Source organism: Variovorax boronicumulans, from assembly GCF_029892485.1.
Taxonomy (GTDB): Bacteria; Pseudomonadota; Gammaproteobacteria; order Burkholderiales; family Burkholderiaceae_C; genus Variovorax; species Variovorax boronicumulans_B.
On record NZ_JARXVG010000006.1, the window covers coordinates 45,929 to 66,466 of the forward strand.

At 67.4% G+C, this 20,538-nt stretch carries 23 protein-coding genes; 11 read left to right on the forward strand and 12 right to left on the reverse strand.

Going from position 1 to position 20,538, the window contains the following annotated elements; translation table 11 throughout:
- Positions 1-26 precede the first annotated feature (26 nt).
- The 5 genes from M2282_RS15410 (at position 27) to M2282_RS15430 (ending at position 3,981) form a co-directional block, all read left to right on the forward strand.
- A complete protein-coding gene (locus M2282_RS15410) occupies positions 27-779 on the forward strand; it encodes an SDR family oxidoreductase (protein WP_280809662.1) in 753 nt (250 codons plus the stop codon).
- Positions 780-815: 36 nt separating this feature from the next.
- A complete protein-coding gene (locus tag M2282_RS15415) occupies positions 816-1,517 on the forward strand; it encodes an amino acid ABC transporter permease (protein ID WP_280809663.1) in 702 nt (233 codons plus the stop codon).
- A 3-nt stretch (positions 1,518-1,520) separates the two neighbouring features.
- Positions 1,521-2,279: an amino acid ABC transporter permease gene (locus tag M2282_RS15420; protein ID WP_280809664.1), complete on the forward strand. Its 759-nt coding sequence runs from the start codon at positions 1,521-1,523 to the stop codon at positions 2,277-2,279.
- Positions 2,280-2,364: 85 nt separating this feature from the next.
- Complete coding sequence (locus tag M2282_RS15425) at positions 2,365-3,099, forward strand: amino acid ABC transporter ATP-binding protein (RefSeq protein ID WP_280809665.1); 735 nt, start codon at positions 2,365-2,367, stop codon at positions 3,097-3,099.
- Positions 3,100-3,138: 39 nt separating this feature from the next.
- Positions 3,139-3,981 carry an ABC transporter substrate-binding protein gene (locus M2282_RS15430; RefSeq protein ID WP_280809666.1) on the forward strand — a complete coding sequence of 281 codons (843 nt, stop codon included), beginning with the start codon at positions 3,139-3,141 and terminating at the stop codon, positions 3,979-3,981.
- A 21-nt stretch (positions 3,982-4,002) separates the two neighbouring features.
- Here the strand turns inward: M2282_RS15430 and paoC are convergent, their stop codons facing one another.
- The 4 genes from paoC to M2282_RS15450 form a co-directional block, all read right to left on the reverse strand.
- Positions 4,003-6,213: an aldehyde oxidoreductase molybdenum-binding subunit PaoC gene (gene paoC, locus M2282_RS15435; RefSeq protein ID WP_280809667.1), complete on the reverse strand. Its 2,211-nt coding sequence runs from the start codon at positions 6,211-6,213 to the stop codon at positions 4,003-4,005.
- A gap of 5 nt (positions 6,214-6,218) precedes the next feature.
- Positions 6,219-7,169: an FAD binding domain-containing protein gene (locus M2282_RS15440; protein ID WP_280809668.1), complete on the reverse strand. Its 951-nt coding sequence runs from the start codon at positions 7,167-7,169 to the stop codon at positions 6,219-6,221.
- Complete coding sequence (gene paoA / locus M2282_RS15445) at positions 7,166-7,822, reverse strand: aldehyde dehydrogenase iron-sulfur subunit PaoA (protein ID WP_280809669.1); 657 nt, start codon at positions 7,820-7,822, stop codon at positions 7,166-7,168. The genes M2282_RS15440 and paoA overlap by 4 nt, the downstream gene beginning before the upstream one ends.
- A gap of 204 nt (positions 7,823-8,026) precedes the next feature.
- Complete coding sequence (locus M2282_RS15450) at positions 8,027-8,995, reverse strand: AraC family transcriptional regulator (protein WP_280809670.1); 969 nt, start codon at positions 8,993-8,995, stop codon at positions 8,027-8,029.
- A 200-nt stretch (positions 8,996-9,195) separates the two neighbouring features.
- Between M2282_RS15450 and M2282_RS15455 the strand changes: the two genes are divergently transcribed.
- Positions 9,196-9,930: an AP2 domain-containing protein gene (locus M2282_RS15455; protein ID WP_280809671.1), complete on the forward strand. Its 735-nt coding sequence runs from the start codon at positions 9,196-9,198 to the stop codon at positions 9,928-9,930.
- 15 nt (positions 9,931-9,945) lie between these two features.
- Here the strand turns inward: M2282_RS15455 and M2282_RS15460 are convergent, their stop codons facing one another.
- Entirely contained in the window at positions 9,946-11,112 is a 1,167-nt protein-coding gene (locus M2282_RS15460) for a mandelate racemase/muconate lactonizing enzyme family protein (RefSeq protein WP_280809672.1), read from the reverse strand.
- Positions 11,113-11,241: 129 nt separating this feature from the next.
- Between M2282_RS15460 and M2282_RS15465 the strand changes: the two genes are divergently transcribed.
- From M2282_RS15465 to M2282_RS15475, 3 genes are all read left to right on the forward strand, one after another.
- Positions 11,242-12,165 (forward strand): LysR family transcriptional regulator, encoded by a 924-nt coding sequence (locus tag M2282_RS15465; RefSeq protein ID WP_280809673.1) that lies wholly within the window; start codon positions 11,242-11,244, stop codon positions 12,163-12,165.
- Between the two features lie 118 nt (positions 12,166-12,283).
- Positions 12,284-12,478: a hypothetical protein gene (locus M2282_RS15470; protein WP_280809674.1), complete on the forward strand. Its 195-nt coding sequence runs from the start codon at positions 12,284-12,286 to the stop codon at positions 12,476-12,478.
- A 10-nt stretch (positions 12,479-12,488) separates the two neighbouring features.
- Positions 12,489-13,505: a lysylphosphatidylglycerol synthase domain-containing protein gene (locus M2282_RS15475; protein ID WP_280809675.1), complete on the forward strand. Its 1,017-nt coding sequence runs from the start codon at positions 12,489-12,491 to the stop codon at positions 13,503-13,505.
- Here the strand turns inward: M2282_RS15475 and M2282_RS15480 are convergent.
- The 6 genes from M2282_RS15480 to M2282_RS15505 all read right to left on the reverse strand — a co-directional run bounded on the left by M2282_RS15480 (position 13,492) and on the right by M2282_RS15505 (position 18,374).
- Positions 13,492-13,731 (reverse strand): hypothetical protein, encoded by a 240-nt coding sequence (locus M2282_RS15480; RefSeq protein WP_280809676.1) that lies wholly within the window; start codon positions 13,729-13,731, stop codon positions 13,492-13,494. The two genes, M2282_RS15475 and M2282_RS15480, sit on opposite strands and share 14 nt — an antisense overlap.
- A gap of 157 nt (positions 13,732-13,888) precedes the next feature.
- A complete protein-coding gene (locus M2282_RS15485; RefSeq protein ID WP_280809677.1) occupies positions 13,889-14,992 on the reverse strand; it encodes a phosphatidate phosphatase App1 family protein in 1,104 nt (367 codons plus the stop codon).
- Positions 14,989-15,501 carry a dihydrofolate reductase gene (locus M2282_RS15490; RefSeq protein ID WP_280809678.1) on the reverse strand — a complete coding sequence of 171 codons (513 nt, stop codon included), beginning with the start codon at positions 15,499-15,501 and terminating at the stop codon, positions 14,989-14,991. The genes M2282_RS15485 and M2282_RS15490 overlap by 4 nt, the downstream gene beginning before the upstream one ends.
- A gap of 5 nt (positions 15,502-15,506) precedes the next feature.
- Positions 15,507-16,349, reverse strand: a complete 843-nt coding sequence (locus tag M2282_RS15495; RefSeq protein WP_280809679.1) for a thymidylate synthase — start codon at positions 16,347-16,349, stop codon at positions 15,507-15,509.
- 181 nt (positions 16,350-16,530) lie between these two features.
- On the reverse strand, positions 16,531-17,961 hold the full coding sequence (locus M2282_RS15500) for an FAD-binding oxidoreductase (RefSeq protein WP_280809680.1): 1,431 nt from the start codon (positions 17,959-17,961) through the stop codon (positions 16,531-16,533).
- Complete coding sequence (locus tag M2282_RS15505) at positions 17,958-18,374, reverse strand: DUF2069 domain-containing protein (RefSeq protein WP_280809681.1); 417 nt, start codon at positions 18,372-18,374, stop codon at positions 17,958-17,960. The genes M2282_RS15500 and M2282_RS15505 overlap by 4 nt, the downstream gene beginning before the upstream one ends.
- Positions 18,375-18,481: 107 nt before the next feature.
- Here M2282_RS15505 and M2282_RS15510 point away from each other — a divergent pair, with 107 nt between their 5' ends.
- Positions 18,482-19,693: a YihY family inner membrane protein gene (locus M2282_RS15510; protein WP_280809682.1), complete on the forward strand. Its 1,212-nt coding sequence runs from the start codon at positions 18,482-18,484 to the stop codon at positions 19,691-19,693.
- Between the two features lie 12 nt (positions 19,694-19,705).
- On the opposite strand, the gene M2282_RS15515 is transcribed toward M2282_RS15510, so the two are convergent.
- On the reverse strand, positions 19,706-20,044 hold the full coding sequence (locus M2282_RS15515) for an Mpo1-like protein (RefSeq protein WP_280809683.1): 339 nt from the start codon (positions 20,042-20,044) through the stop codon (positions 19,706-19,708).
- Between the two features lie 101 nt (positions 20,045-20,145).
- Here M2282_RS15515 and M2282_RS15520 point away from each other — a divergent pair, with 101 nt between their 5' ends.
- Complete coding sequence (locus tag M2282_RS15520) at positions 20,146-20,529, forward strand: thioredoxin family protein (RefSeq protein WP_280809684.1); 384 nt, start codon at positions 20,146-20,148, stop codon at positions 20,527-20,529.
- The last annotated feature ends 9 nt before the right edge of the window (positions 20,530-20,538 follow it).

Genomic DNA, 20,538 nt, shown 5'->3' on the forward strand with positions numbered 1-20,538 from the left:
CCTCCCGCTTCAACGAAAGAAAAAAGATGCCGTTTTCCGACTACAAGACCGCGCTGGTGACGGGCGCTTCATCGGGCATCGGTGCCGCCGTCGTCGAGCGCCTGTGCAAGGAAGGCCTCACGGTCCATGCACTCGCGCGCAGCGCCGACAAGCTGGCCGAGCTGGCCGCGCGCACCGGCTGCATTCCGCACGCCATCGACGTGAGCGACCTCGCCGGAATCACCCGCCTCACGCAGGAAATCGAATTCGACGTGCTGGTCAACAACGCCGGCGTGGACCGCCCCGGCTCCATCCTCAAGGCCGACGCCGAGGGCATCGACCTGCTCGTGGACGTAAACCTGCGCGCCGTGCTGCACCTGTGCCGGCTGGTGGTGCCCGGCATGGCCGCGCGCGACCGGGGCCACGTGGTCAACATCAGCTCGATTGCCGCGGCCTACAACTTCGGCGGCAACAGCACCTACCACGCGACCAAGGCGGCGGTGAGCATGCTGTCGCGCCAGTTGCGCATCGACTGCTTCGGCAAGCGCGTGCGCGTGACCGAGATCTGTCCGGGACGCGTGGCCACCGACATCTTCGCGCACGTGCACGGCGACTCCGAAGAGACCTACAAGCGCTTCGTCGAAGGCTACGAGTTGCCCCAGGCCGAAGACATCGCGAACGCCATCGCCTTCGCGATCGCGGCGCCCATCGCGGTGAACGTGGGCCACATGGAAATCACGCCGACGCTGCAGGTGCCCGGCGGCCTCTCGACCGCGCGGCCGGAAGCACCGCAGGCCTGAGCGGCCGGGCCCGCACGCCATGCAAAGGAACCGCGCATGAAGGACTTCGACCTGCTCGCGATCCTGCTGAAGCCGGAGTTCGGCGCCATGCTGCTGCACGGCGTGCAGGAGACGCTGAAGATCGCGGCCGGCTCATGGCTGCTGGCCATGGCCATGGCGGTCGTGCTGCTGGTCGTGCGCCTCACGCCGAACCGGCTGGCCGAGCGCGTGGTCGCAGGCTATGTCTCGTACCACCGCAACGTGCCGACCCTGGTGCAGCTCATGCTCTGGTACTTCGGCATCTTCAGCTTGCTGCCCGATGCGCTGCAGGGCTGGCTCTCGGTGCACAACGCCGAGACCATTCTCTCGATCGTCGCGCTCGGCCTCTGCCAGGCCGCCTACTTCAGCGAAGACATGCGCTCGGGCCTGCGCTCGATCCCGGCCGGGCAGGCCGAGGCCGCGCGCGCGCTCGGCCACGGCTACATCGGCTCGATGCGCCACGTGATGCTGCCGCAGGCCATCCGCAACGCGGTGCCGGCGCTGGTGAACCACAGCGTGTCGCTCTTCAAGAACAGCAGCCTGGCCATGGCCATCGGCGTGGCCGAGCTCACCCATGCGGTGAAGGAAATCGAGAGCCAGAGCTTTCGCACCTTCGAGGCCTACAGCGTGGCGACGGTGCTGTACCTGGTGTGCTCGCTGTTCATCATGGCCGTGGGCGGCTGGCTGTCGCGGCGCTACCGCATCGTGGGGGCGAGGTAAGCCATGTTCAGCGTCTATGAAATCCTTCGCGACAACTGGCTGTTGCTGCTCGTGGGCCAGTACCCCAGCGGTCCGCTCGGTGGCATCGTCGCCACGCTGATCCTGTCGGTGCTGGGCATCGTGCTGGCGTTTCCGTTGTCGGTGCTGCTGGCGCTCGCGCGGCTGTCGCCCTGGCGGCTGCTGCGCTGGCCGGCCACGGTGCTGGTCTACGTGGTGCGCGGCGTGCCGCTGCTCATGGTGATCCTGTGGGTCTACTTCCTGGTGCCCATCCTCATCGGGCGCGACGTGTCGGGCTTCACCACCATGCTGTGCACGCTGGTGATCTACGAGGGCGCCTACCTGTCGGAGGTGGTGCGCGCCGGCATCCAGGCGCTGCCCAAAGGCCAGACCGAGGCGGCGCGCGCGCTCGGCCACAGCCACCTGGGCACCATGTGGTTCGTGGTCCTGCCGCAGGCGCTCTACAACATGCTGCCCAGCATGCTGAGCCAGTTCATCTCCACCATCAAGGAGACCACGCTGGGCTACGTCATCAACGTGCAGGAGCTGACGTTTGCGGCCAACCAGATCAACAACCAGCTGCTGACCAAGCCGTTCCAGGTGTTCTTCATCCTTGCGATGACGTACTACGTCGTCTGCTTCAGCCTGACGCAGCTGGCGCAGTGGCTGGAGCGGCGCGTGGCCCACAAGCGCCTGGGCACGGTTGCACCGAAGACCTCTGGAGACGGCATCCCGCTGCCGCCGGCGGTCACGGCGAACCCCTGAGGCCGCGCACGACGGCCATCGACAAGAACACCCCGGAGACAGCAGCCCCATGAACCCCGTTCTACGCCCCAGAGGGGATGACACCATGATCCTGTTCTCCAACATCAACAAGTGGTACGGCGACTACCAGGCGCTCGCCGACGTCAATGCCGAGGTGAAGAAGGGCGAGGTGGTGGTGGTCTGCGGGCCTTCAGGCTCGGGCAAGTCCACGCTGATCCGCACCGTCAACCGGCTGGAAGAAGTGAAGTCGGGGCAACTGCTGTTCGACGGCCACGACATCCATGCGCCCATGGGCAGCGCGGCGTTGAACAAGCTGCGCAGCCGCATCGGCTTCGTGTTCCAGAGCTTCAACCTGTTTCCGCATCTCTCGGTGCTGGAGAACATCATGCTGTCGCCGATGCGCGTGCTGGGCGTCAAGCGCGCAGAGGCCAAGGCGAGGGCGGCGCAGCTGCTCGAGCGCGTGGGCCTGTCGAACAAGGCCGGGGCCTATCCGGCGCAGCTCTCGGGTGGGCAGCAGCAGCGCGTGGCGATTGCCCGCGCGCTGGCCATGGAGCCGCCCGCGATGCTGTTCGACGAGCCCACCAGCGCACTCGACCCCGAGATGGTGGGCGAAGTGCTGTCGGTGATGCGCAGCCTCGCCAACGACGGCATGACCATGATGTGCGTCACCCACGAGATGAACTTCGCCCGCGAGGTGGCCGACCGCGTCTGGTTCATGGACGCGGGCCGCATTCTCGAGAAGGCCGACCCCGAGACCTTCTTCAGCAGCCCGCAGCATCCGCGCGCGCAGCGCTTCCTGTCGGACCTGCGCGCGCACTGAGCCTTCGTTTTTTTCCTTGCACTTCTCCAGGAGTTCCCCATGCCGAACAGAACCGCTTTCCGTCTCACCGCCCTGGGCGCCTGTCTTTGCGCTGCGTCCTTCCTGGCGCATGCCGACCAGTGGAGCGACATCAGCCAGCGCAAGGAGCTCAAGTGCGGCACCTTCGCCGACGTGCCGCCGTTCGCGGCGCCCGATCCGAAGACGCGCGAGATGGTCGGCCACGATGTGGACCTGTGCAATGCGCTCGCCAAGGAACTCGGCCTCGCGGCCAAGGTCACGCCGCTGTCGGTGGAGGCGCGCGTGCCCGAGGTCAAGCTGGGCCGCGTCGACGTGACCGTCGCCAACCTGGCCTACACCAAGAGCCGCGGCGAGCAGATCCAGTTCAGCGATCCGTACTACGTGGCCAAGGAGATGCTCGCGGTGAAGGCCTCCGACCCCGGCACGGCCAAGGCGGACTTCAAGGGCAAGCGGCTGAGCTCGACCAAGGGTTCGACCTCGGAGCTGTCGATCAAGATGAACGGCTCGGAACCGGTCACCTTCCAGGACACGGGCTCGGCCTTCATGGCGGTGCAGCAGAACAAGTCGGTCGGCATGGTCGCGAACACCATGACCATCACCAAGCTGGTCAACCAGTCGAAGACCGACGGCGTGGCGCTGAAGATGATCAAGGACCCGATGGTGTTGCAGCCCATCGGCGTCGGCATGAAGAAGGACGAGCCGGCGCTGCTGGCCAAGGTGAACGACGCGCTCTACGCGCTGGAGAAGTCGGGCGAGCTCGACAGGATCTGGGCGAAGTGGCTCGGCCCGAACACCGAATACAAGATGGTGCGCGAAGAGAAGGTCACGCCGCTGGCGGACCTGAAGTTCGAACTGCTGCCCTGAGGAAGGGCAGCAGGATTTTTCTCAGGCCACCGGCGGCAGCCGGTCCAGCAGCTTGTCTAGCGTGATCGGATAGTTGCGCACCCGCACGCCTGTCGCGTTGTAGACCGCATTGGCCACCGCGGCCGCAACGCCGCACATGCCCAGTTCGCCCACGCCCTTGGCCTTCATCGGCGAGGAGATCGGGTCCGTCTCTTCCAGGAAGACCACGTCCTGATGGGGAATGTCGGCGTGCACCGGCACCTCGTAGCCCGCCAGGTCGTGGTTGACGAAGAAGCCGTGCCGCTTGTCGAGCGCCAGTTCTTCCATCAGCGCACCGCCGACGCCCATGGTCATGGCGCCGATCACCTGGCTGCGGGCCGACTTGGGATTCAGGATGCGTCCGGCCGCGCACACCGCCAGCATGCGCCGCACGCGGATCTCGCCGGTGGCGGCGTCCACGCCGACCTCCACGAAGTGGGCACCGAAGGTGGACTGCTGGTATTTCTTGTCCAGGTCGCCGTACTCGATGGCGTCCTCGGCCACGAGGCCGTTCGCGCCCGCCGCTTCGGCGAGCGGCACCGCGCGCTCGCCCACGCGCACCAGGCCGTCCGAGAACTGCGCCTCGGCCGCCGCAAAACCCAGCTTGCCCGCCACGGCTTCGCGCAGCTTCATGCAAGCCGCAAAGACACCCGAGGTCGAATTGTTGGCGCCCCACTGTCCGCCCGAGCCGGCCGACACCGGATGGGCCGAGTCGCCCAGGCGCACGAGCACCTTGTCGAGGGTCACGCCCATCGTCTCGGCGGCCGTCTGCGCGATGATGGTGTACGACCCGGTCCCGATATCGGTCATGTCGGTCTCCACCGTGACCATGCCCCGGTTGTCCAGTCGCACGCGCGCGGCCGACTTCGTCAGGAGGTTGTTGCGGAATGCCGCGGCGACCCCCATTCCCACGAGCCAGCGACCGTCGCGCTGCTGTCCGGGTGCCGCGTTGCGCCTGTTCCAGCCGAAGCGCTCGGCCCCTGTGCGCAGGCACTCGATCAATTTGCGCTGGGAATACGGGCGCTCCGGCTTCTCGGGATCGACCTGCGTGTCGTTGAGCACGCGGAACTCGACCGGATCGAGCCCGAGCTTCTCGGCCATCTCGTCCATGGCGATCTCCAGCGCCATCATCCCCGGTGCTTCGCCGGGTGCGCGCATGGCATTGCCTTCGGGCAGGTCCAGCACGGCCAGCCGCGTGGTCGTCAGGCGGTTGGCGCCGGCGTACAGCAGCCGGGTCTGGTTGACGGCCGTCTCCGCCTGTCCGCCCGGCAGGTCGCCGGACCAGCCTTCGTGGGCAATGGCGGTGATCCTGCCGTCCTTCGCGGCGCCGATGCGAATGCGCTGGATGGTCGCGGGCCGGTGCGTGGTGTTGTTCATCATCAAGGGCCGCTGCAGGGCCACCTTCACCGGCCGCTTCGCCGCCCGCGCACCCAGCGCGGCAAGCAACGCGTCCGCGCGCACGAACAGCTTGCCGCCGAAGCCGCCGCCGACGAAGGGCGAGACCAGGCGCACGTTTTCCTTCGGGATGCCGAGCGTCTTGGCGACATCGCCGACGCCCCAGTCGATCATCTGGTTCGACGTCCAGATGGTGAGCTTGTCGCCCTGCCATTGCGCAATGGAAGCATGCGGCTCCATCATGGCGTGCGACTCGTCGGGCGTGGTGTAGGTCGCATCGAGCTGCATGGCGGCCGCGGCGAACGCGCCCGGGAAATCGCCCGTCTTCGTTTGCGGTTCGCCGGAAAACGCATTGGGCTTGGGCATCTGCGCCGCATCCTTTTCGGCGGCGAGGTCGAACCGGCCCGGCGTGCGCGTGTACTCGATGCGCACCAGTTGCGCCGCAGCGCGCGCCTGCTCGAAGGTGTCCGCGACGACGAGCGCCACAGCCTGGTGGTAGTGATCGATGTCGGGCCCGCCCAGCAGCTTGGCCGTGTTGAAGTTGCCCTTGCCGAGCTTGCCCGCATTGCGCGCCGTGACGATGGCCAGCACGCCCGGGGCCGCACGCGCGGCATCCAGGTCCATCGCGGCGATGCGGCCTTTCGCGATGCCGGCGCCCACCACGCAGCCGTAGGCCGCATTGGGAACCTCGGTGTTGCGCTCATAGGCGTAGCGCGCCGAGCCTGTTGTCTTGACCGGTCCGTCGATGCGGTCCGTCGGCTTGCCGATGACCTTGAGCTGGTCGATGGGGTTGGTGGTCGCGGGGGTGTCGAATTTCATGATGGTCAGCTCCTCGCCTGCAGCAGCGCCGCGGCGAGCGTGCGCTCGGCCAGCGGCAACTTGAATGCGTTCTCGTGGGTCGGCCGTGCATCGGCCAGCAGCCGGGCCGTCACGGCTTTGGCACCTTGCGGCATCGCGGCCTCCGCGGCCTCGATGCGCCACGGCTTGTGCGCGACGCCGCCCAGCGCCACCCGGCCCGATCCGTCGCGCTGCACGATGGCCGCAACGGAGACCAGTGCGAAGGCGTAGGACGCGCGGTCCCTGACCTTGCGATAGATGTGGGTGCCGCCAATGGGCTGGGGCAACGTGACGCCGGTGATGAGTTCGTCTCTCTCCAGCGTCGTCTCGATGTGCGGCGTGTCGCCGGGCAGGCGATGGAAATCGGCGATCGGGATCACGCGGGTGCGTCCGTCGGGGCGTACGGTTTCGACGGCGGCATCCAGCACGCGCATCGCCACGGCCATGTCGCCCGGATTCGTCGCGATGCAGGAGGTGCTCGCCCCGATCACCGCGAGCTGCCGCGTCAAGCCGCCCATGGCGCTGCAACCGCTGCCGGGCCGGCGCTTGTTGCACGGCTGGTCGGTGTCGTAGAAGTAGGGGCAGCGCGTGCGCTGCAGCAGGTTGCCCGCCGTCGTCGCCTTGTTGCGCAGCTGGCCCGATGCGCCGGCCAGCAGCGCACGGGACAGCACGCCGTAGTCGCGGCGCACACGCTCGTCAGCCGCCAGGTCGGTGTTGCGCACCAGGGCGCCGATGCGCAGGCCCCCCTCGGGCGTGGGCTCGATCCTGTCTAGCGCCAGGCTGTTCACGTCGACCAGGTGCACCGGTGCTTCGATCTGGAGCTTCATCAGGTCCAGCAGGTTGGTGCCGCCGGCGATGAACTTGGCGCCGGGACGGCCGGCCACGGCCGATGCGGCCTGTGCTGCGGAACGGGCCCGCTCGTAGGTGAACGGCTTCATGCGCGGCTCCCGGCCACCTCGGTGATGGCATCGACGATGTTGGAGTAGGCGCCGCAGCGGCAGATGTTGCCGCTCATGCGCTCGCGCAGTTCCTCGGCCGACAGGATGGGCCGCGCGTTGAGGTCGGCGCTCACATGGCTGGGAACGCCGCGCTTGACCTCGTCCAGCACGGCCACGGCCGAGCAGATCTGGCCGGGCGTGCAGTAGCCGCACTGGTAGCCGTCGTGCTTGACGAAGGCGGCCTGCAGCGGGTGCATGTTCTGCGGTGTGCCCAGTCCTTCGATGGTGGTGACCTGTCCGCCGTCATGCATGACCGCGAGCGTGAGGCAGGCGTTGATCCGTCGTCCGTCGGCAATGACGGTGCAGGCGCCGCACTGGCCATGGTCGCAGCCCTTCTTGGTGCCGGTGAGGTGCAGGTGTTCGCGCAAGACGTCGAGCAAGGTGGTGCGGGTGTCGAGCTCGAGCGAATGCGCCTTGCCGTTGACGGTCAGCGAGAGCCTGGCGCGGGGAACGGCGGTTGCTGCTGTCGGGGCCGCGGCCGGCGCGGCAGTAGCGGGCACGTGCGACGAAACCGCCGCGGCCGTGGCGGCGCTGGCGATGAGGGCGTCGCGCCGCGAGATCAAGTGGTTCGAGTGGGGCGTGGGGCTGTCCATGTCGGATCCTTTGTTCGAGGTTCAGGGCTGTGGGCGATCCCTGCTGATAGCGCGAGCCATCGGCGATGGCAATAGGGCAACGGCTTCTGTTGGCATCGGGCGGGCGCCCGCAGGCGCGGACCGATGTCTTATTTTTCGGGAGCGAGGCGAGGATCGGTAGCGCAATCCGCTTCTTTTCTTGCCTGATCCACTGAACCGGCGCCCTCAGGCGGATGCGCTGTTCGCCGGCTCCACGGCGAGGGCGTTAGAGCCTTTGGCCGCCACCCGCAACACCTCGATGTCCCGCTTGGGCGGGGCACCGAACAACCGGCTGTATTCACGGCTGAACTGGGACGGGCTTTCGTAGCCGACCTTGAAGGCCGCGGTCGCTGCATCGACGTGTTCGTTCAGCATCAATCGTTTTGCCTCGTTCAGGCGCAGCCACTTCTGGTACTGCAGCGGGCTCCTCGCGGTGAGCTGGCGAAAGTGGTGGTGGAAGGTAGGCGCACTCATCTGCACGCGGGCCGCGAGCTCGTCGATGCGAATGGGCGAGGCGAAGTTCAGCTTCAGCCAGTCGATGGCCCTTGCGATGCGATGGCTCTGCCCATCCACGGCAGCGATCTGCCGCAGCCTGGCCGCCTGGTCGCCCATCAGCAGCCGGTAGTGGATTTCCCGATGGATCATCGGCGCGAGAACGGGAATGGCTTCGGGCTCGTGCAGCAACGCCAGCAGGCGCGCGATCGGTGCCAGCAAGGCGGGCGTTGCCTGGCCGATTCCCACGCCCACGCCGACCGGGCGGTCGCGATGGGGCGGCAGGCTGCCCTGCGCGATCAATTCGGCCAGCACGCGCACATCGAGTTTCAGGACCAGGCCGAGGCAGGGCTGCTGCGGGCTTGCCACCGTCACTTCCGAATTGGCGGGCATGTCCAGCGAGGTGATGAGGAATCGCGAGGTGTCGTACGGATAGGCGTCGCCGCCCACCCACATCTGCTTGGCGCCCTGGGCAACGAGCACGATGCCCGGTCCGACCATGCAGGCGGTGGGCGGGGTGGGGGAATCGCGCCGGAAGAAGCCGAGCCCGGCAATGGGCGTTTCGTGATCGCCCGGTTGCCCGATCCGCTCGCCGATGGCATGTGCGATCGCCTCCTGGTGCGATCCGAACTGACTTGCCGTGTCGTGGTGCCTGGGTGCCATGTGGTTGCCTTGGAGCCTTTGCGGAGGACTCTAACGGCCAGGCCGGTCTTCATCTGCAAAGGAAGCCCATCCCCAGAAGAACAGGCAAGAAATCCAGAGAAGTGCGCAACCCGCGGCACCAAGACCTTCACCATGCACAGCTTGTTATGGGTTATTACCATCAGCGAGCCCGATCACACGAACCAGCACTGTTCGAACGCATGCCAAAAGGTGTTCCCAACCCGCCCCAGATGTACGGCATCTACAGCAGGCCGTGGGGCTTCGAGGTGTCGATCGTCAGGGCCGGCGTGCGGCATGGCGCCCTGTTCGGCCGGGCCAGCTACGGCGGCACAGCAGAGGCGCTTCTGCACGCGCAGCAGTGGCGCGATGCGATGGTGAAAAGCCTGCCGCCGACCCCGCGCCGCGCCCGGGCCGAGAAGATCCGTCCCAACAACAAGACCGGCGTGCCCGGCGTGTTCCGCCTGCTGTCGGCCAACGGAAAGATGCTGGGCTGGCTTGCACGAACCTACATCGCCCACGACCAGATCCTGCGGGCCCTGTTCGTCGCGAACGGCGAGGGCCGCGCCGCACGGTCGATGGCGGTGCGCGAGCGCGAGCGGCAGCTGGACCAGATGTCGGGGCTCGCGAGGGTGCATCCGGCCGAAGAAGCGATCCGCAACGCGCCCGCTCGCCCGGTCGAGGGGCTGGCGCCTAAACGCTCGAAATCCGAGATCGTCCGCAAGAACAACAGCAGCGGCATCTCCGGCGTCACCTTCAAGAGGCCCCGGCCCCGGCATCCGGGCTACTGGATGGCCATCACCTACAGCACCGGCAAGGGCACCACGAGCAAGGCGTTCTCGGTGGCGGAGCACGGCTACGACAAGGCCAGGGCGCTCGCCGTGGCGGAGCGCCGGCGCCAGTTGAAGGAGAAGGGCCGCGAGAGCGGCGCGGCCTGAGCCGAACGCGCTCGCCTAGGCGGCGAGCGCCCGCATCTCGGCGATCAGGTCGGCCTTCCCCTCGAAGCCGATGCCCGGCAGCGGCGGCAGCGTGACGTAGCCGTCCTGCACCATCACGCCGTCGGGGAAGCCGCCGTAGGGCTGGAACAGGTCGGGATAGCTCTCGTTGCCGCCCAGGCCCAGGCCCGCGGCGATGGCCAGCGACATCTGGTGGCCGCCGTGCGGAATGCAGCGCGATGCGGACCAGCCGTGCGCCTTCAGCATGTCGAGCGTGCGCAGGTATTCGACCAGCCCGTAGCTGAGCGCGCAGTCGAACTGCAGCCAGTCGCGGTCGGGCCGCATGCCGCCGTGGCGGATGAGATTGCGCGCGTCCTGCATCGAGAACAGGTTCTCGCCCGTGGCCATGGGCCCCGCGTAGACCTCGCCGAGCTTCGCCTGCAATTCGTAGTCGAGCGGATCGCCGGCTTCCTCGTACCAGAAGAGCGGGTACTGCGAGAGCGCGCGGCCGTAGTCGATGGCGGTGGGCAGGTCGAAGCGGCCGTTGGCGTCCACCGCCAACTGCTGGCCAGGCCCGAGGATCCTGAGCACCGACTCGATGCGTTCGCAGTCTTCCGCGAGCGTGGCGCCGCCGATCTTCATCTTCACGACCGAGTAGCCGCGCTCCAGGTAGCTCGTCATCTCCCGCTGCAGCCCTTCGACGCCCTTGCCGGGGTAGTAGTAGCCGCCTGCGGCGTAGACGAACACGCGCGGGTCGGGCGTGCCGCCGCCGTAGCGTTCGGCGAGCAGCTGGTAGAGCGGCTTGCCGGCGATCTTGGCGACCGCGTCCCACACGGCCATGTCGATGGTGCCCACGGCCACCGAGCGTTCGCCGTGGCCGCCGGGCTTTTCGTTGATCATCATGCGGGCCCAGATCCTGTGCGGATCGAGGTTCTCGCCCGTCTCGTCGAGGAGCGACGCCGGCTCGGCCTCCAGCAGCCGCGGCAGGAAGCGTTCGCGGATCAGGCCGCCCTGGCCGTAGCGGCCGTTCGAGTTGAAGCCGTAGCCCACCACGGGCCGGCCGTCGCGGATCACGTCGGTGACCACGGCCACGAGGCTCAGGGTCATCTTCGAAAAGTCGATGTAGGCGTTGCGGATGTCCGACTTGATGGGACGGGTGGACTCGAGGATGTTGACGATTTTCATGGTGGGGGTGGGGGAGAATCTCCGCCGTTGGTTCAAGGTGCAGTGCAGGAAGGCGTGCATCTTTTTCCGATGGGGCGTGTACCGTCCAATACTCCAATTGCATACAACTATTCATTCACCGCGCTGCGCATGGGACCCGGCAACCGACCCCTCGATCTCGAATGGCTGGAAGACTTCCTGGCCCTGGCCGAGACCGGCAATTTCTCGCGCGCGGCAGAGGCGCGTTCCATCGCCCAACCCGCCTTCAGCCGCCACATCCGCGCACTGGAAGAGTGGGTGGGTGTCGACCTGTTCGACCGCAGCGCGCACCCGGTCGCGCTGACCGCGGCCGGCAAGCGCTTCCAGCCGCTGTTGCAGGACGTGCTGGCCGACCTTCAGGCTGCCCGTGTCGAGGCGCGCGACGCGCACGACCTGGCCGCGGCGAGCCTGAGCTTTGCGGCCACGCACGTGCTGTCGCTCACCTTTTTCCCGCGCTGGCTCGGCAGCGTGGAGGCCCGGCTGAGCACGGGCCCGATCCAGACCATCTCCGACAGCTCGCACGCCTGCGAAGACCTGATGCTGCAGCGCCGCGTGCAGTTCGTGCTGTGCCACGGCCATGCCGGCGCACCCGGCCGGCTCGACGAAGCGCAGTACCCGGTGCAGCGCCTGAGCGAGGACGTGCTGGTGCCCGTGGCGGCGCCCGATGCGGGCGGTGCGCCCCGGCATGCGCTGGGTGCGGCGCAGGCGCCCTCGGTGCTGGCCTACAGCGAGGCCTCGGGCCTCGGGCGGATCATGCGGTCGATCCAGGACAGCGAGTTCGGCAAGGGTTTCGCGCCGTCGCTCTCGGTGGTCTTCACGGCGCACCATGCGGCGCTCCTGAGGACCATGGCGCTCGACGGACGCGGCCTGGCGTGGCTGCCGATGAGCCTGGTGGCGGACGACCTGCGCACAGGCGCGCTGGTGGATGCCGGCGCGGGCGGCTGGCGGGTGCCGGTGGACATCCGGCTGTACCGGCAGCTCGCGCCGATGACGCCCGTGGCCGAGGCGCTGTGGCAACTGGTCAGCAGCGCCTGACGCGCGCTGCAAGTGGGGCGACGCAACTAGGGGCGATGTCCTGCATTCCCCATCGCCGCTGACTGGCGAGCCACGCACCGCGCATCGGGAAACTCCACGCTTCAACAGGAGATTTCCCATGAGTTCCAAAGCCGGATCCACCGCCCACGAAGAGCCAGAGGTCACGCAGGAAGAGTCCGTGCCCAGCGACGGACGCGACACCGAAGGCGAAGAGATGATGAAGCAGGTGGTCAACCGCAAGCTGGAAGACCCAGGCTCGGCGGAAGACAAGACGCCGCAGAAATCGCAGCGCTCGCCAGAGAAAAAGTCCTGACGCCGCGCCCATGAACGGCAACGCAGCCATCGCCGGCGCCGAAACTTCGCGCGCGCAGGAGGCACCCACGTCCACGGCTGCGGCATCGCTCTGGCAGCGCAGCCGCCGCTGGGTGCTGCCGCTGGTCGGCATCGCGATCCTGGGCCTGCTGCTCTCGCATGCGCACAAGGTGGACTGGGCTGGCGCCTGGCATGCGCTGCAACGCTACTCGCCGTGGCTGCTTGTCGCAGTGCTGGGGCTCGCCACTGCGAGCCATGCGCTGTACGGCTGCTTCGACCTGATCGGCCGGCGCCACACGCGCCATGCGCTGCCGCGCTGGCGCACATGGGCGATTGCGGTCACCAGCTATGCGTTCAACCTGAACTTGGGCTCGCTCGTCGGCGGCATCGCGATGCGTGCGCGCCTGTATGCACGCGCGGGTCTGGACGAGGCCACCGTGGCGCAGGTCGTCGGGCTCAGCCTCGCCACCAACTGGCTCGGCTACGGGCTGCTGGCGGGTGGCCTGTTCGCGGCCGGCGCCATCGCGCCGCCGAGCCGGGCACCGATCGGGCCGGGCGCGCTGCGCGCGATCGGCGTGGTGATGATCCTGCTGGCCGTGGCCTATGTGGTGACATGTGCCGTCCTGCGCGGCCGCGAATGGCGCGTGAGGAGCCGGCGGCTGAGGCTGCCCAGCGCGCGGCTTGCGCTGGTTCAGCTCGCGCTGTCCACGGCGAACTGGGCATTGATGGGTTCCGCGATGTACCTGCTGCTCGGCCAGCAGGTGCCGTACACGACCACGCTGGGCGTGCTGCTGGCCGCATCGATCGTCGGCGTGATCACGCCGATTCCCGCGGGGCTGGGCGTGCTCGAGGCGGTTTATCTTGCGCTGCTCTCAGGCACCGTGAAGCAGGGTGCTTTGATGGGTGCGGTGCTCGCGTACCGCGCGCTCTACTACCTGCTGCCGTTGGCCGGCGGGGTGGTGCTCTACCTGTTTCTGGAGCGCTATGCGGCGAGTCATCCGCCTGCGGATGAACTCACAACTCGATGAATGCCGACGTGGCCTTGTTCAGCACCAGCTTCCCCTTGGCGGTGATCGATTCGACCTGCGCCAGCTGGTGTATCGCGCGTTCGTCCGGCGCATGTTCGGACGGCGGGATGAAGGCAGTCACCAGGTCGGCCGCACGCAGCACACGCAGCCTGTCGATGTCTGCGGGCGTGTGGATGACATAGGGCAATCTCTGCTCGGAAATCACCCGAAGAAACTCCATGGACATGAGCCGTCTCCTTGTCGTGATGGCGGTCCGGACATTGTGCGCACAAACAATTGGCCGTGGCTAATCCCTGCGGCGGGCATGCCTTTCTGACGCGTGTACCGAAGTCTTCATTTCGCGCTTGCGACGCGGGCGCAATCGTTTGCCGAATGCGTAACAGCTATCTGCTCGCCTGAAGCGGCCAGGCGGTGGTGTCTGGTGTCAGGATGTGCCAGAGCATCGGATCGATGCCGTCGAAGGTCGCGCGATAGCGGCCGGACAGCCGGCCTTCATCGGTCACGTCGCGGATCACGATGCCGTCGATGCGCCGCGGATTCGCGCGGTACACCTCTGCATAGATCTCCGGATCGGCCTCGCCCGAATCGCCCACGAGCACGAAGCGGCGCTGCGGAAATTCGGTGAGCAGGCGGCCGATCACGCCGAACTTGTGCGCGCGCGAATCTTCGGCACCGGGAACCAGCGTGCGCCAGGTGGTGCTCTCGCGCAGGTGCATGCTGCCGGCGGGAAAGTCGTTGTCGCGAACGAAATCCGCGAGCGCCGGATAGAGCTGGATCGGGCTCGCCGAGAGGTAGTGAAAGCGCGTGTCCGGCGCCTGCGCGAGCGCCCGGTAATACGCCGCCATGCGAGGCGCCGCCTCGAAGCGCCGCGCGAAAGTGTTCAGCAGCATCTCGCGCCGTTCGCGCACCTGCGTGCGCTTGATGGTGTCGTCGATGTCCGAGATGACCGACACGCCCTGCGCGGGCACGACCAGCGCCTGGCCCCTGAAGCGGTGCAGCAGCTCGCCCGGTCCCGTCACGCCGTGGAACTGCAGCCACTGCAGCGGCGCGGTGGTGCGCGGTGCTTCGACCACCACGCGCAGGTTGCTGCGGCCGCCCGGACCCGAGGGCGGCATCTTCACGCGGCTTTGCGTGCCGTCGAACACCACGTCGATCAGCTTGCCTTCTTCCGACTCGGCATGGAACAGCGCGGTGCGCTGGTTGAAACGCAGCCGCGCCGCGGGCGAGAGGTTCTTGAGGCTCAGGCCGAGGTAGCGGGCGAGTGCGGTGTCGAGGCCCCAGCGCCGTTCGCGCTCGAAGATCCAGGCGTGGATGTCGACCTCGATCCGGCCATCGTCGGTGGGTCGCGCGGTGCCGGGCAGGAAGAGCGCTTCCTCGTCGGGTTCCAGCGGCTCGGCGGCATGCAGCGCCTGCATCGGCGCAAGGCCGGCGAGCAGTGCCGCGCCCATCACCACGGACCGGCGTTGGAGGTGCCGGTTGCCGCTCATGCGCGCGTGATGCGTTCGTAGGTCACGAAGCTGAAGGCCAGGCCGTCCTTGGCCGAGACATGAGATTCGCGCTGCGTCTCGTGCCATGCAGTACCGTCGAGCACAGGCGCGTGCGCGTCGCCTTCGTAGTCGCGTGCGATCTCGGTCACGACCGCGCGCTGCGCCAGCGGCTCGGCCTCGGCGTAGATCTGCGCGCCGCCGATCACCCACACCTCGGGCGAATCCGCCTCTGCGCAGAGCGAGAGTGCGTCGCGCAGATTGCCCACTGGAAGGGCACCCTCGGCGCGCCAGTCGGCCTGCCGCGTGACCACGATGTTCTGCCGGCCCGGCAACGGACGAAAGCGCGGCGGCAGCGAGTCCCAGGTCTTGCGGCCCATGATCACCGGCGCACCGGCGGTCTGCTGCTTGAAGTGCGCCATGTCCTCGGGCAAGTGCCAGGGGATCGTGCCGTTGGCGCCGATGACGCCGTTGGCGGCGCGGGCGTAGATGAGGTTGATGCGGGCACTCATGGCGCTCACACCGCCACGGGCGCCTTGATCGGATCGCCGTGCTTGTAGTCGAGCACCTCGAAGTCCTCGTACTGGTAGTCGAAGATCGAGGCCGGCTTGCGCTTGATGTTCAGCGTGGGATACGGGTACGGATCGCGGCTGAGCTGCAGCTTCACCTGCTCGGCGTGGTTGCTGTAGATGTGGCAGTCGCCACCGGTCCAGATGAAGTCGCCCACGTCGAGGTCGCACTGCTGCGCGACCATGTGCGTGAGGAGCGCGTAGCTCGCGATGTTGAAGGGCACGCCCAGGAAGATGTCGGCGCTGCGCTGGTAGAGCTGGCAACTCAGCTTGCCGCGTTCGCCCTCGGCCTGCGGCGGCGCCACGTAGAACTGGAAGAACGCATGGCAGGGCATCAGCGCCATCTTGGAGAGCTCGGCCACGTTCCAGGCGCTCACGATGATGCGGCGCGAATCGGGGTTGGTTTTCAGCGTCTTGATGACGTCGGAAATCTGGTCGATGTGTCCGCCATCGGGCGTGGGCCAGCTGCGCCACTGCACGCCGTACACCGGGCCCAGGTCGCCGTCCTCGCGCGCCCATTCGTCCCAGATGCTGACGCCGCGTTCCTTGAGCCAGTTGTTGTTGCTCGATCCGGTCAGGAACCACAGCAGCTCCTGGATGATGGACTTGAGGTGCACCTTCTTCGTGGTCACCAGCGGAAAGCCTTCGTTCAGGTCGAAGCGCATCTGGTGGCCGAACACGCTCTTGGTGCCGGTGCCGGTGCGGTCGCTCTTGAACACGCCGTGGGTGTCGACGTGGCGCATGAAGTCTTCGTACTGGGAGCGGACGGGGCGGGTGGGCGTGGAGGTCATGGAGGGGCGTCTGGAAGCTGGCGGAGCGGTGCTTGAATTTTAAGCGGCGGTCGCGATGGGCTGTCTTGCTCTTTCCCCCTCTGGGGGAAGGCTGGGATGGGGGCAGGCAGAGCGCCCAATGGATACGCCGCGTGCCCCCACCCCGGCCCTCCCCCGGGAGGGGAGGGAGGAAAACCAAAACCTAGACCCGGATCACGCGGCCCGGGTTCAGCGTGTTCTTCGGATCCAGCCCGCGCTTGATCGCCCGCATCATCTCCAGCGCCACCGGCGACTTGTGTTTCTCGAGCTTGTCGACCTTGAGCGAGCCCACGCCATGCTCGGCCGAGAACGAGCCGCCGAACTTCTCGACCGCGTCGTACACCAGCGTGTTGATGCGGTCTTCCTCGTTCTTCAAAAACGCCTTGGTGTCGATGTTCTCCGGCGCCTGCACGTTGTAGTGCAGGTTGCCGTCGCCCAGATGCCCGAAATTCACGAGCCGCACGCCGGCGATTTCGCGCTGCAGCAGCGCATCGGTCTCGGCCACGAACGCGGGGATGCGCGACACCGGAATCGAGATGTCGTGCTTGATGTTCAGGCCTTCCTCGGCCTGCGCGAGCGGAATGCTCTCGCGGATGTGCCAGAGCTGGTGCGCCTGGGTGAGGTTCTCGGCCACCACCGCGTCGGTGACGCAGCCGTCCTCGAAGGCGGTCTCCAGCAGCGCTTCGAAGCGTGCGCGCGCATGGTCTTCGGATTCGCTGTCGGAGTTCTCCAGCAGCACGCAGTAGGGCACGGCTTCGTCGGCGATGAAGGGCACGCGCAGCTGCGGCATGTGCTTGTCGACCAGGCTGAGCGCGAACTTGCCCATCACCTCGAAACCGGTGAGTCCCGAACCCAGGTGCTTGTGCGCGAGGCCCAGCAGGGTGACCGCATGATCGAGCGATGGCACCGCGGCCCAGGCCGTGAGCTGCGCGGCCGGCAGCGGATAGAGCTTCATGGTCGCGGCGGTGATGATGCCCAGCGTGCCTTCGCTGCCGACGAAGAGGTCGCGCAGGTCGTAGCCGGTGTTGTCCTTGCGAAGGCCGCTCGTGCCCTCCCAGATCTCGCCCTGCGGCGTGACCACTTCCAGGCCCAGGCACAGGTCGCGCGTGTTGCCGTAGCGAACCACCTGCGTGCCGCCCGCGTTGGTCGCCAGGTTGCCGCCGATGGTGCAGCTGCCTTCGGCCGCCAGGCTCAGCGGGAACAGGTAGCCCTTTTTCTCCGCAGCCTCCTGCAGCGTCTGCAGGATGCAGCCGGCCTCCACGGTCATCGTGAGGTTGGCGGCATCGAAGGTGCGGATCGCGTTGAGCCGCTGCAGGCTCAGCACCACCTGCGTGCCGCTGTCGTCGGGAATGGAGCCGACCGCCAGGCCTGTATTGCCGCCCTGCGGCACGATGGCCGTGCCGGCCGCGGCGCAGGCCTTGACCACGTCGGCCACCTGCTGCGCATTGGCCGGCCGCACCACGGCGAGCGACTTGCCGCGCGCGCGCTTGCGCCAGTCCTGCTCGTAGGCCGTGAGGTCGCCCTCGTTGAGCACATGCTGTGCGCCGACGATGGCGCGCAGCTGGTCGATCAATGCAGTGGAAGAAGAAGTCATTGGGCGGAAGCCTCCAGTTGACGGGCAGCAGCGGCGGTCTTGGCGTGACGCAGGCGAAGGCGCACATGCCACGCGCAGGCCGCGAAGAGCACCAGGCACAGCAGCACCTCGACGAGCGCGAGCACCTGCCCCACGCCGTTGGTGTCGCTCCAGGCGCGCACCACGCCCTCGGTGAAATAGAGCCAGATCATCAGGCTGACCCAGCGGTAGGTGTACATGCGGTTCTTGTAGAGCCCCGCGAGCGGAATCACGAGCGGCAGCACCTTGAGCGCCAGCAGCGAACCACCGGGACGCAGCGGCGCAAGCCACAGCTCCCAGGCCAGGCCCAGCACGATCAGGCCGACGAGGCTGCCCACGGCAAGCCATCGGGTGGCGCGGACGGAAGAGGGCGGGAGCGGCGAGTTGGGTTGCATGGGCGGACACCGCGGAACCGGCTTCGCCGGGCCGCTGGTGTTGCCCCCGGAAGGGGGTTGGCGCAGCGACACGAAGTGCGCGGAGACTGGGGGAGAGTTCAGATCCTATGATACCGGCCATGAATCGTCGGCAGCTTTGGAGGGATCTTTCGCGTTTTCCGTGGCGCAACACGGCAGCGGTATTGGGCGAGCGTTTTCGCGAGGATCGGTTGGGCCTCACGGCCAGCAGCTTGACCTTCACAACGACCATCGCGATGGTCCCGTTCTTCACGGTGGCACTGGCGCTCTTCACCGTGTTCCCGATGTTCGCGAAGATGCAGGGCCGACTGCAGCGCTGGCTCATCGAGAGCCTGATTCCCGAGAACATCGCGCGCCAGGTGCTCGGCTACCTGAACCAGTTCGCGAGCAAGGCCAGCGGCCTGGGCATCGCAGGCCTGATCGTGCTGCTGATCACCGCCATCGCGCTGATCCTCACCATCGACAAGACGCTGAACAACATCTGGCGCGTGCGAACGCCGCGGCCGTTCGCGCAGCGGGTGCTCATCTACTGGGCCACCATCACGCTCGGGCCGCTGATCCTGGCGGTGAGCCTGTCGACCACCTCGTATGTGTTCGCGGCCTCGCGCGACGTGGTGGGCGGCGCCATCGTGAAGCTGGCCTTCGACAGCCTCGAATTCCTGCTGCTGGGCGCCGGCATGGCCGCGCTCTACCACTACGTGCCGAACACCAACGTGCGCTGGTCGCATGCCTGGGCCGGCGGCATCTTCGTGGCGGCCGCCATCGAGATCGCCAAGCGCGTGCTGGGCTACTACCTGAGCCTGGTGCCGACCTATTCGGTGCTCTATGGCGCCTTCGCCACCTTTCCGATCCTGCTGGTGTGGATCTACGTGGCATGGGTGATCGTGCTGCTCGGCGCGGTCATCGCGGCCTACCTGCCGAGCCTGCTCACCGGCGTGGCGCGCCGCGGCGGCGCGGCGGGCTGGCCGCTGCAACTGGCGATGGAAGTGCTGCAGCACCTGGCGCGCGCGCAGGCCGCGCCGGCCAAGGGCATGGGAGCGACCGAACTGGTAACGCGCATGCGCGTCGATACGCTGCAGCTCACACCCGTGATCGAAACGCTGGTGGCGCTCGACTGGATTGCGCCGCTGGCCGAAGAGCCGGCCAATGCGGACCCGCGCTACGTGCTGCTTGCGGACCCATCGACGCCCATCGAGCCGCTGCTCAAAGAGCTGCTGATGCCACAGGCCGAGCCGCTCGAAGACCTCTGGCAGAAGGGCCCGCTGCGCTCGCTTCGCCTCGGCGACGTGCTGTTGATCTGATCGGGCAGCCGGTCAGATCCTGACCTTGCCCAGCCAGATGTCGCGGTACATCGCCCAGTCGCCCATGAAGGAATAGAGCGGGCGCCTGAAGGAAGCCGGCTTGTTCTTCTCGAAGCCGAAGTGCCCGACCCAGGCGAAGGCATAGCCCACCAGCACTCCCGCCAGCAGCCACCAGGGGTTGAGCGTGACCAGCAGCGCCACCAGGCACAGCAGCGACAGCGTCGATCCTGCGAAGTGCAGGCGGCGGCAGGTGCGGTTGGCGTGCTCGGTCAGGTAGAAGGGGTAGAACTCCGCGAAGCTCTTGAAACGGCGCGGATCGACGGCAGATTCCGGGGCAGTCGTGGTGTTCATTGTGCGAGTCTCCTGTGCGCTGGAGGCGCCTTGTCCATAATAGCGACGACCTTCCGGCCGCACCACCCCGGCTCCGTATTCACACCACCACCGCATCAGCCTTGAGCGCCCTGCCCACCGCCACCGATTCCGCCGATCCGGCCAGCGATGCGCTGTGGGTCGTGTGCCTGTGCGCCGAATGGTGCGGCACCTGCCGCGACTACCGGCCGCTGTTCGAGCAGGTGGCGTGCGCACATCCGCAGCTGCGCTTCGGCTGGGTCGACATCGAGGACCACGCCGACATCGCCGATGGCTTCGATGTCGAGACCTTCCCCACGCTGCTGGTCGCCGGTGCCGACGGCACCCGCTTCCTGGGTCCGCTGCTGCCGCACGCCGAAACGCTGTCGCGCATGCTCGGCGCCTTGCAGCCGCCGCAGCCTTCGAGCCTGGATGTCGATCTGCTGCTTGCCGTGCTGAACAAGAAGCCGGCGACGTTCTCGGTTTGACCGGACCCT

Coding starts and splice junctions, on each gene's coding strand:
- M2282_RS15410 (WP_280809662.1), top strand. CDS start 27: ATGCCGTTTTCCGACTACAAGACCGCGCTGGTGACGGGCGCTTCATCG.
- M2282_RS15415 (WP_280809663.1), top strand. CDS start 816: ATGAAGGACTTCGACCTGCTCGCGATCCTGCTGAAGCCGGAGTTCGGC.
- M2282_RS15420 (WP_280809664.1), top strand. CDS start 1,521: ATGTTCAGCGTCTATGAAATCCTTCGCGACAACTGGCTGTTGCTGCTC.
- M2282_RS15425 (WP_280809665.1), top strand. CDS start 2,365: ATGATCCTGTTCTCCAACATCAACAAGTGGTACGGCGACTACCAGGCG.
- M2282_RS15430 (WP_280809666.1), top strand. CDS start 3,139: ATGCCGAACAGAACCGCTTTCCGTCTCACCGCCCTGGGCGCCTGTCTT.
- paoC (WP_280809667.1), bottom strand. CDS start 6,213: ATGAAATTCGACACCCCCGCGACCACCAACCCCATCGACCAGCTCAAG.
- M2282_RS15440 (WP_280809668.1), bottom strand. CDS start 7,169: ATGAAGCCGTTCACCTACGAGCGGGCCCGTTCCGCAGCACAGGCCGCA.
- paoA (WP_280809669.1), bottom strand. CDS start 7,822: ATGGACAGCCCCACGCCCCACTCGAACCACTTGATCTCGCGGCGCGAC.
- M2282_RS15450 (WP_280809670.1), bottom strand. CDS start 8,995: ATGGCACCCAGGCACCACGACACGGCAAGTCAGTTCGGATCGCACCAG.
- M2282_RS15455 (WP_280809671.1), top strand. CDS start 9,196: ATGCCAAAAGGTGTTCCCAACCCGCCCCAGATGTACGGCATCTACAGC.
- M2282_RS15460 (WP_280809672.1), bottom strand. CDS start 11,112: ATGAAAATCGTCAACATCCTCGAGTCCACCCGTCCCATCAAGTCGGAC.
- M2282_RS15465 (WP_280809673.1), top strand. CDS start 11,242: ATGGGACCCGGCAACCGACCCCTCGATCTCGAATGGCTGGAAGACTTC.
- M2282_RS15470 (WP_280809674.1), top strand. CDS start 12,284: ATGAGTTCCAAAGCCGGATCCACCGCCCACGAAGAGCCAGAGGTCACG.
- M2282_RS15475 (WP_280809675.1), top strand. CDS start 12,489: ATGAACGGCAACGCAGCCATCGCCGGCGCCGAAACTTCGCGCGCGCAG.
- M2282_RS15480 (WP_280809676.1), bottom strand. CDS start 13,731: ATGTCCATGGAGTTTCTTCGGGTGATTTCCGAGCAGAGATTGCCCTAT.
- M2282_RS15485 (WP_280809677.1), bottom strand. CDS start 14,992: ATGAGCGGCAACCGGCACCTCCAACGCCGGTCCGTGGTGATGGGCGCG.
- M2282_RS15490 (WP_280809678.1), bottom strand. CDS start 15,501: ATGAGTGCCCGCATCAACCTCATCTACGCCCGCGCCGCCAACGGCGTC.
- M2282_RS15495 (WP_280809679.1), bottom strand. CDS start 16,349: ATGACCTCCACGCCCACCCGCCCCGTCCGCTCCCAGTACGAAGACTTC.
- M2282_RS15500 (WP_280809680.1), bottom strand. CDS start 17,961: ATGACTTCTTCTTCCACTGCATTGATCGACCAGCTGCGCGCCATCGTC.
- M2282_RS15505 (WP_280809681.1), bottom strand. CDS start 18,374: ATGCAACCCAACTCGCCGCTCCCGCCCTCTTCCGTCCGCGCCACCCGA.
- M2282_RS15510 (WP_280809682.1), top strand. CDS start 18,482: ATGATACCGGCCATGAATCGTCGGCAGCTTTGGAGGGATCTTTCGCGT.
- M2282_RS15515 (WP_280809683.1), bottom strand. CDS start 20,044: ATGAACACCACGACTGCCCCGGAATCTGCCGTCGATCCGCGCCGTTTC.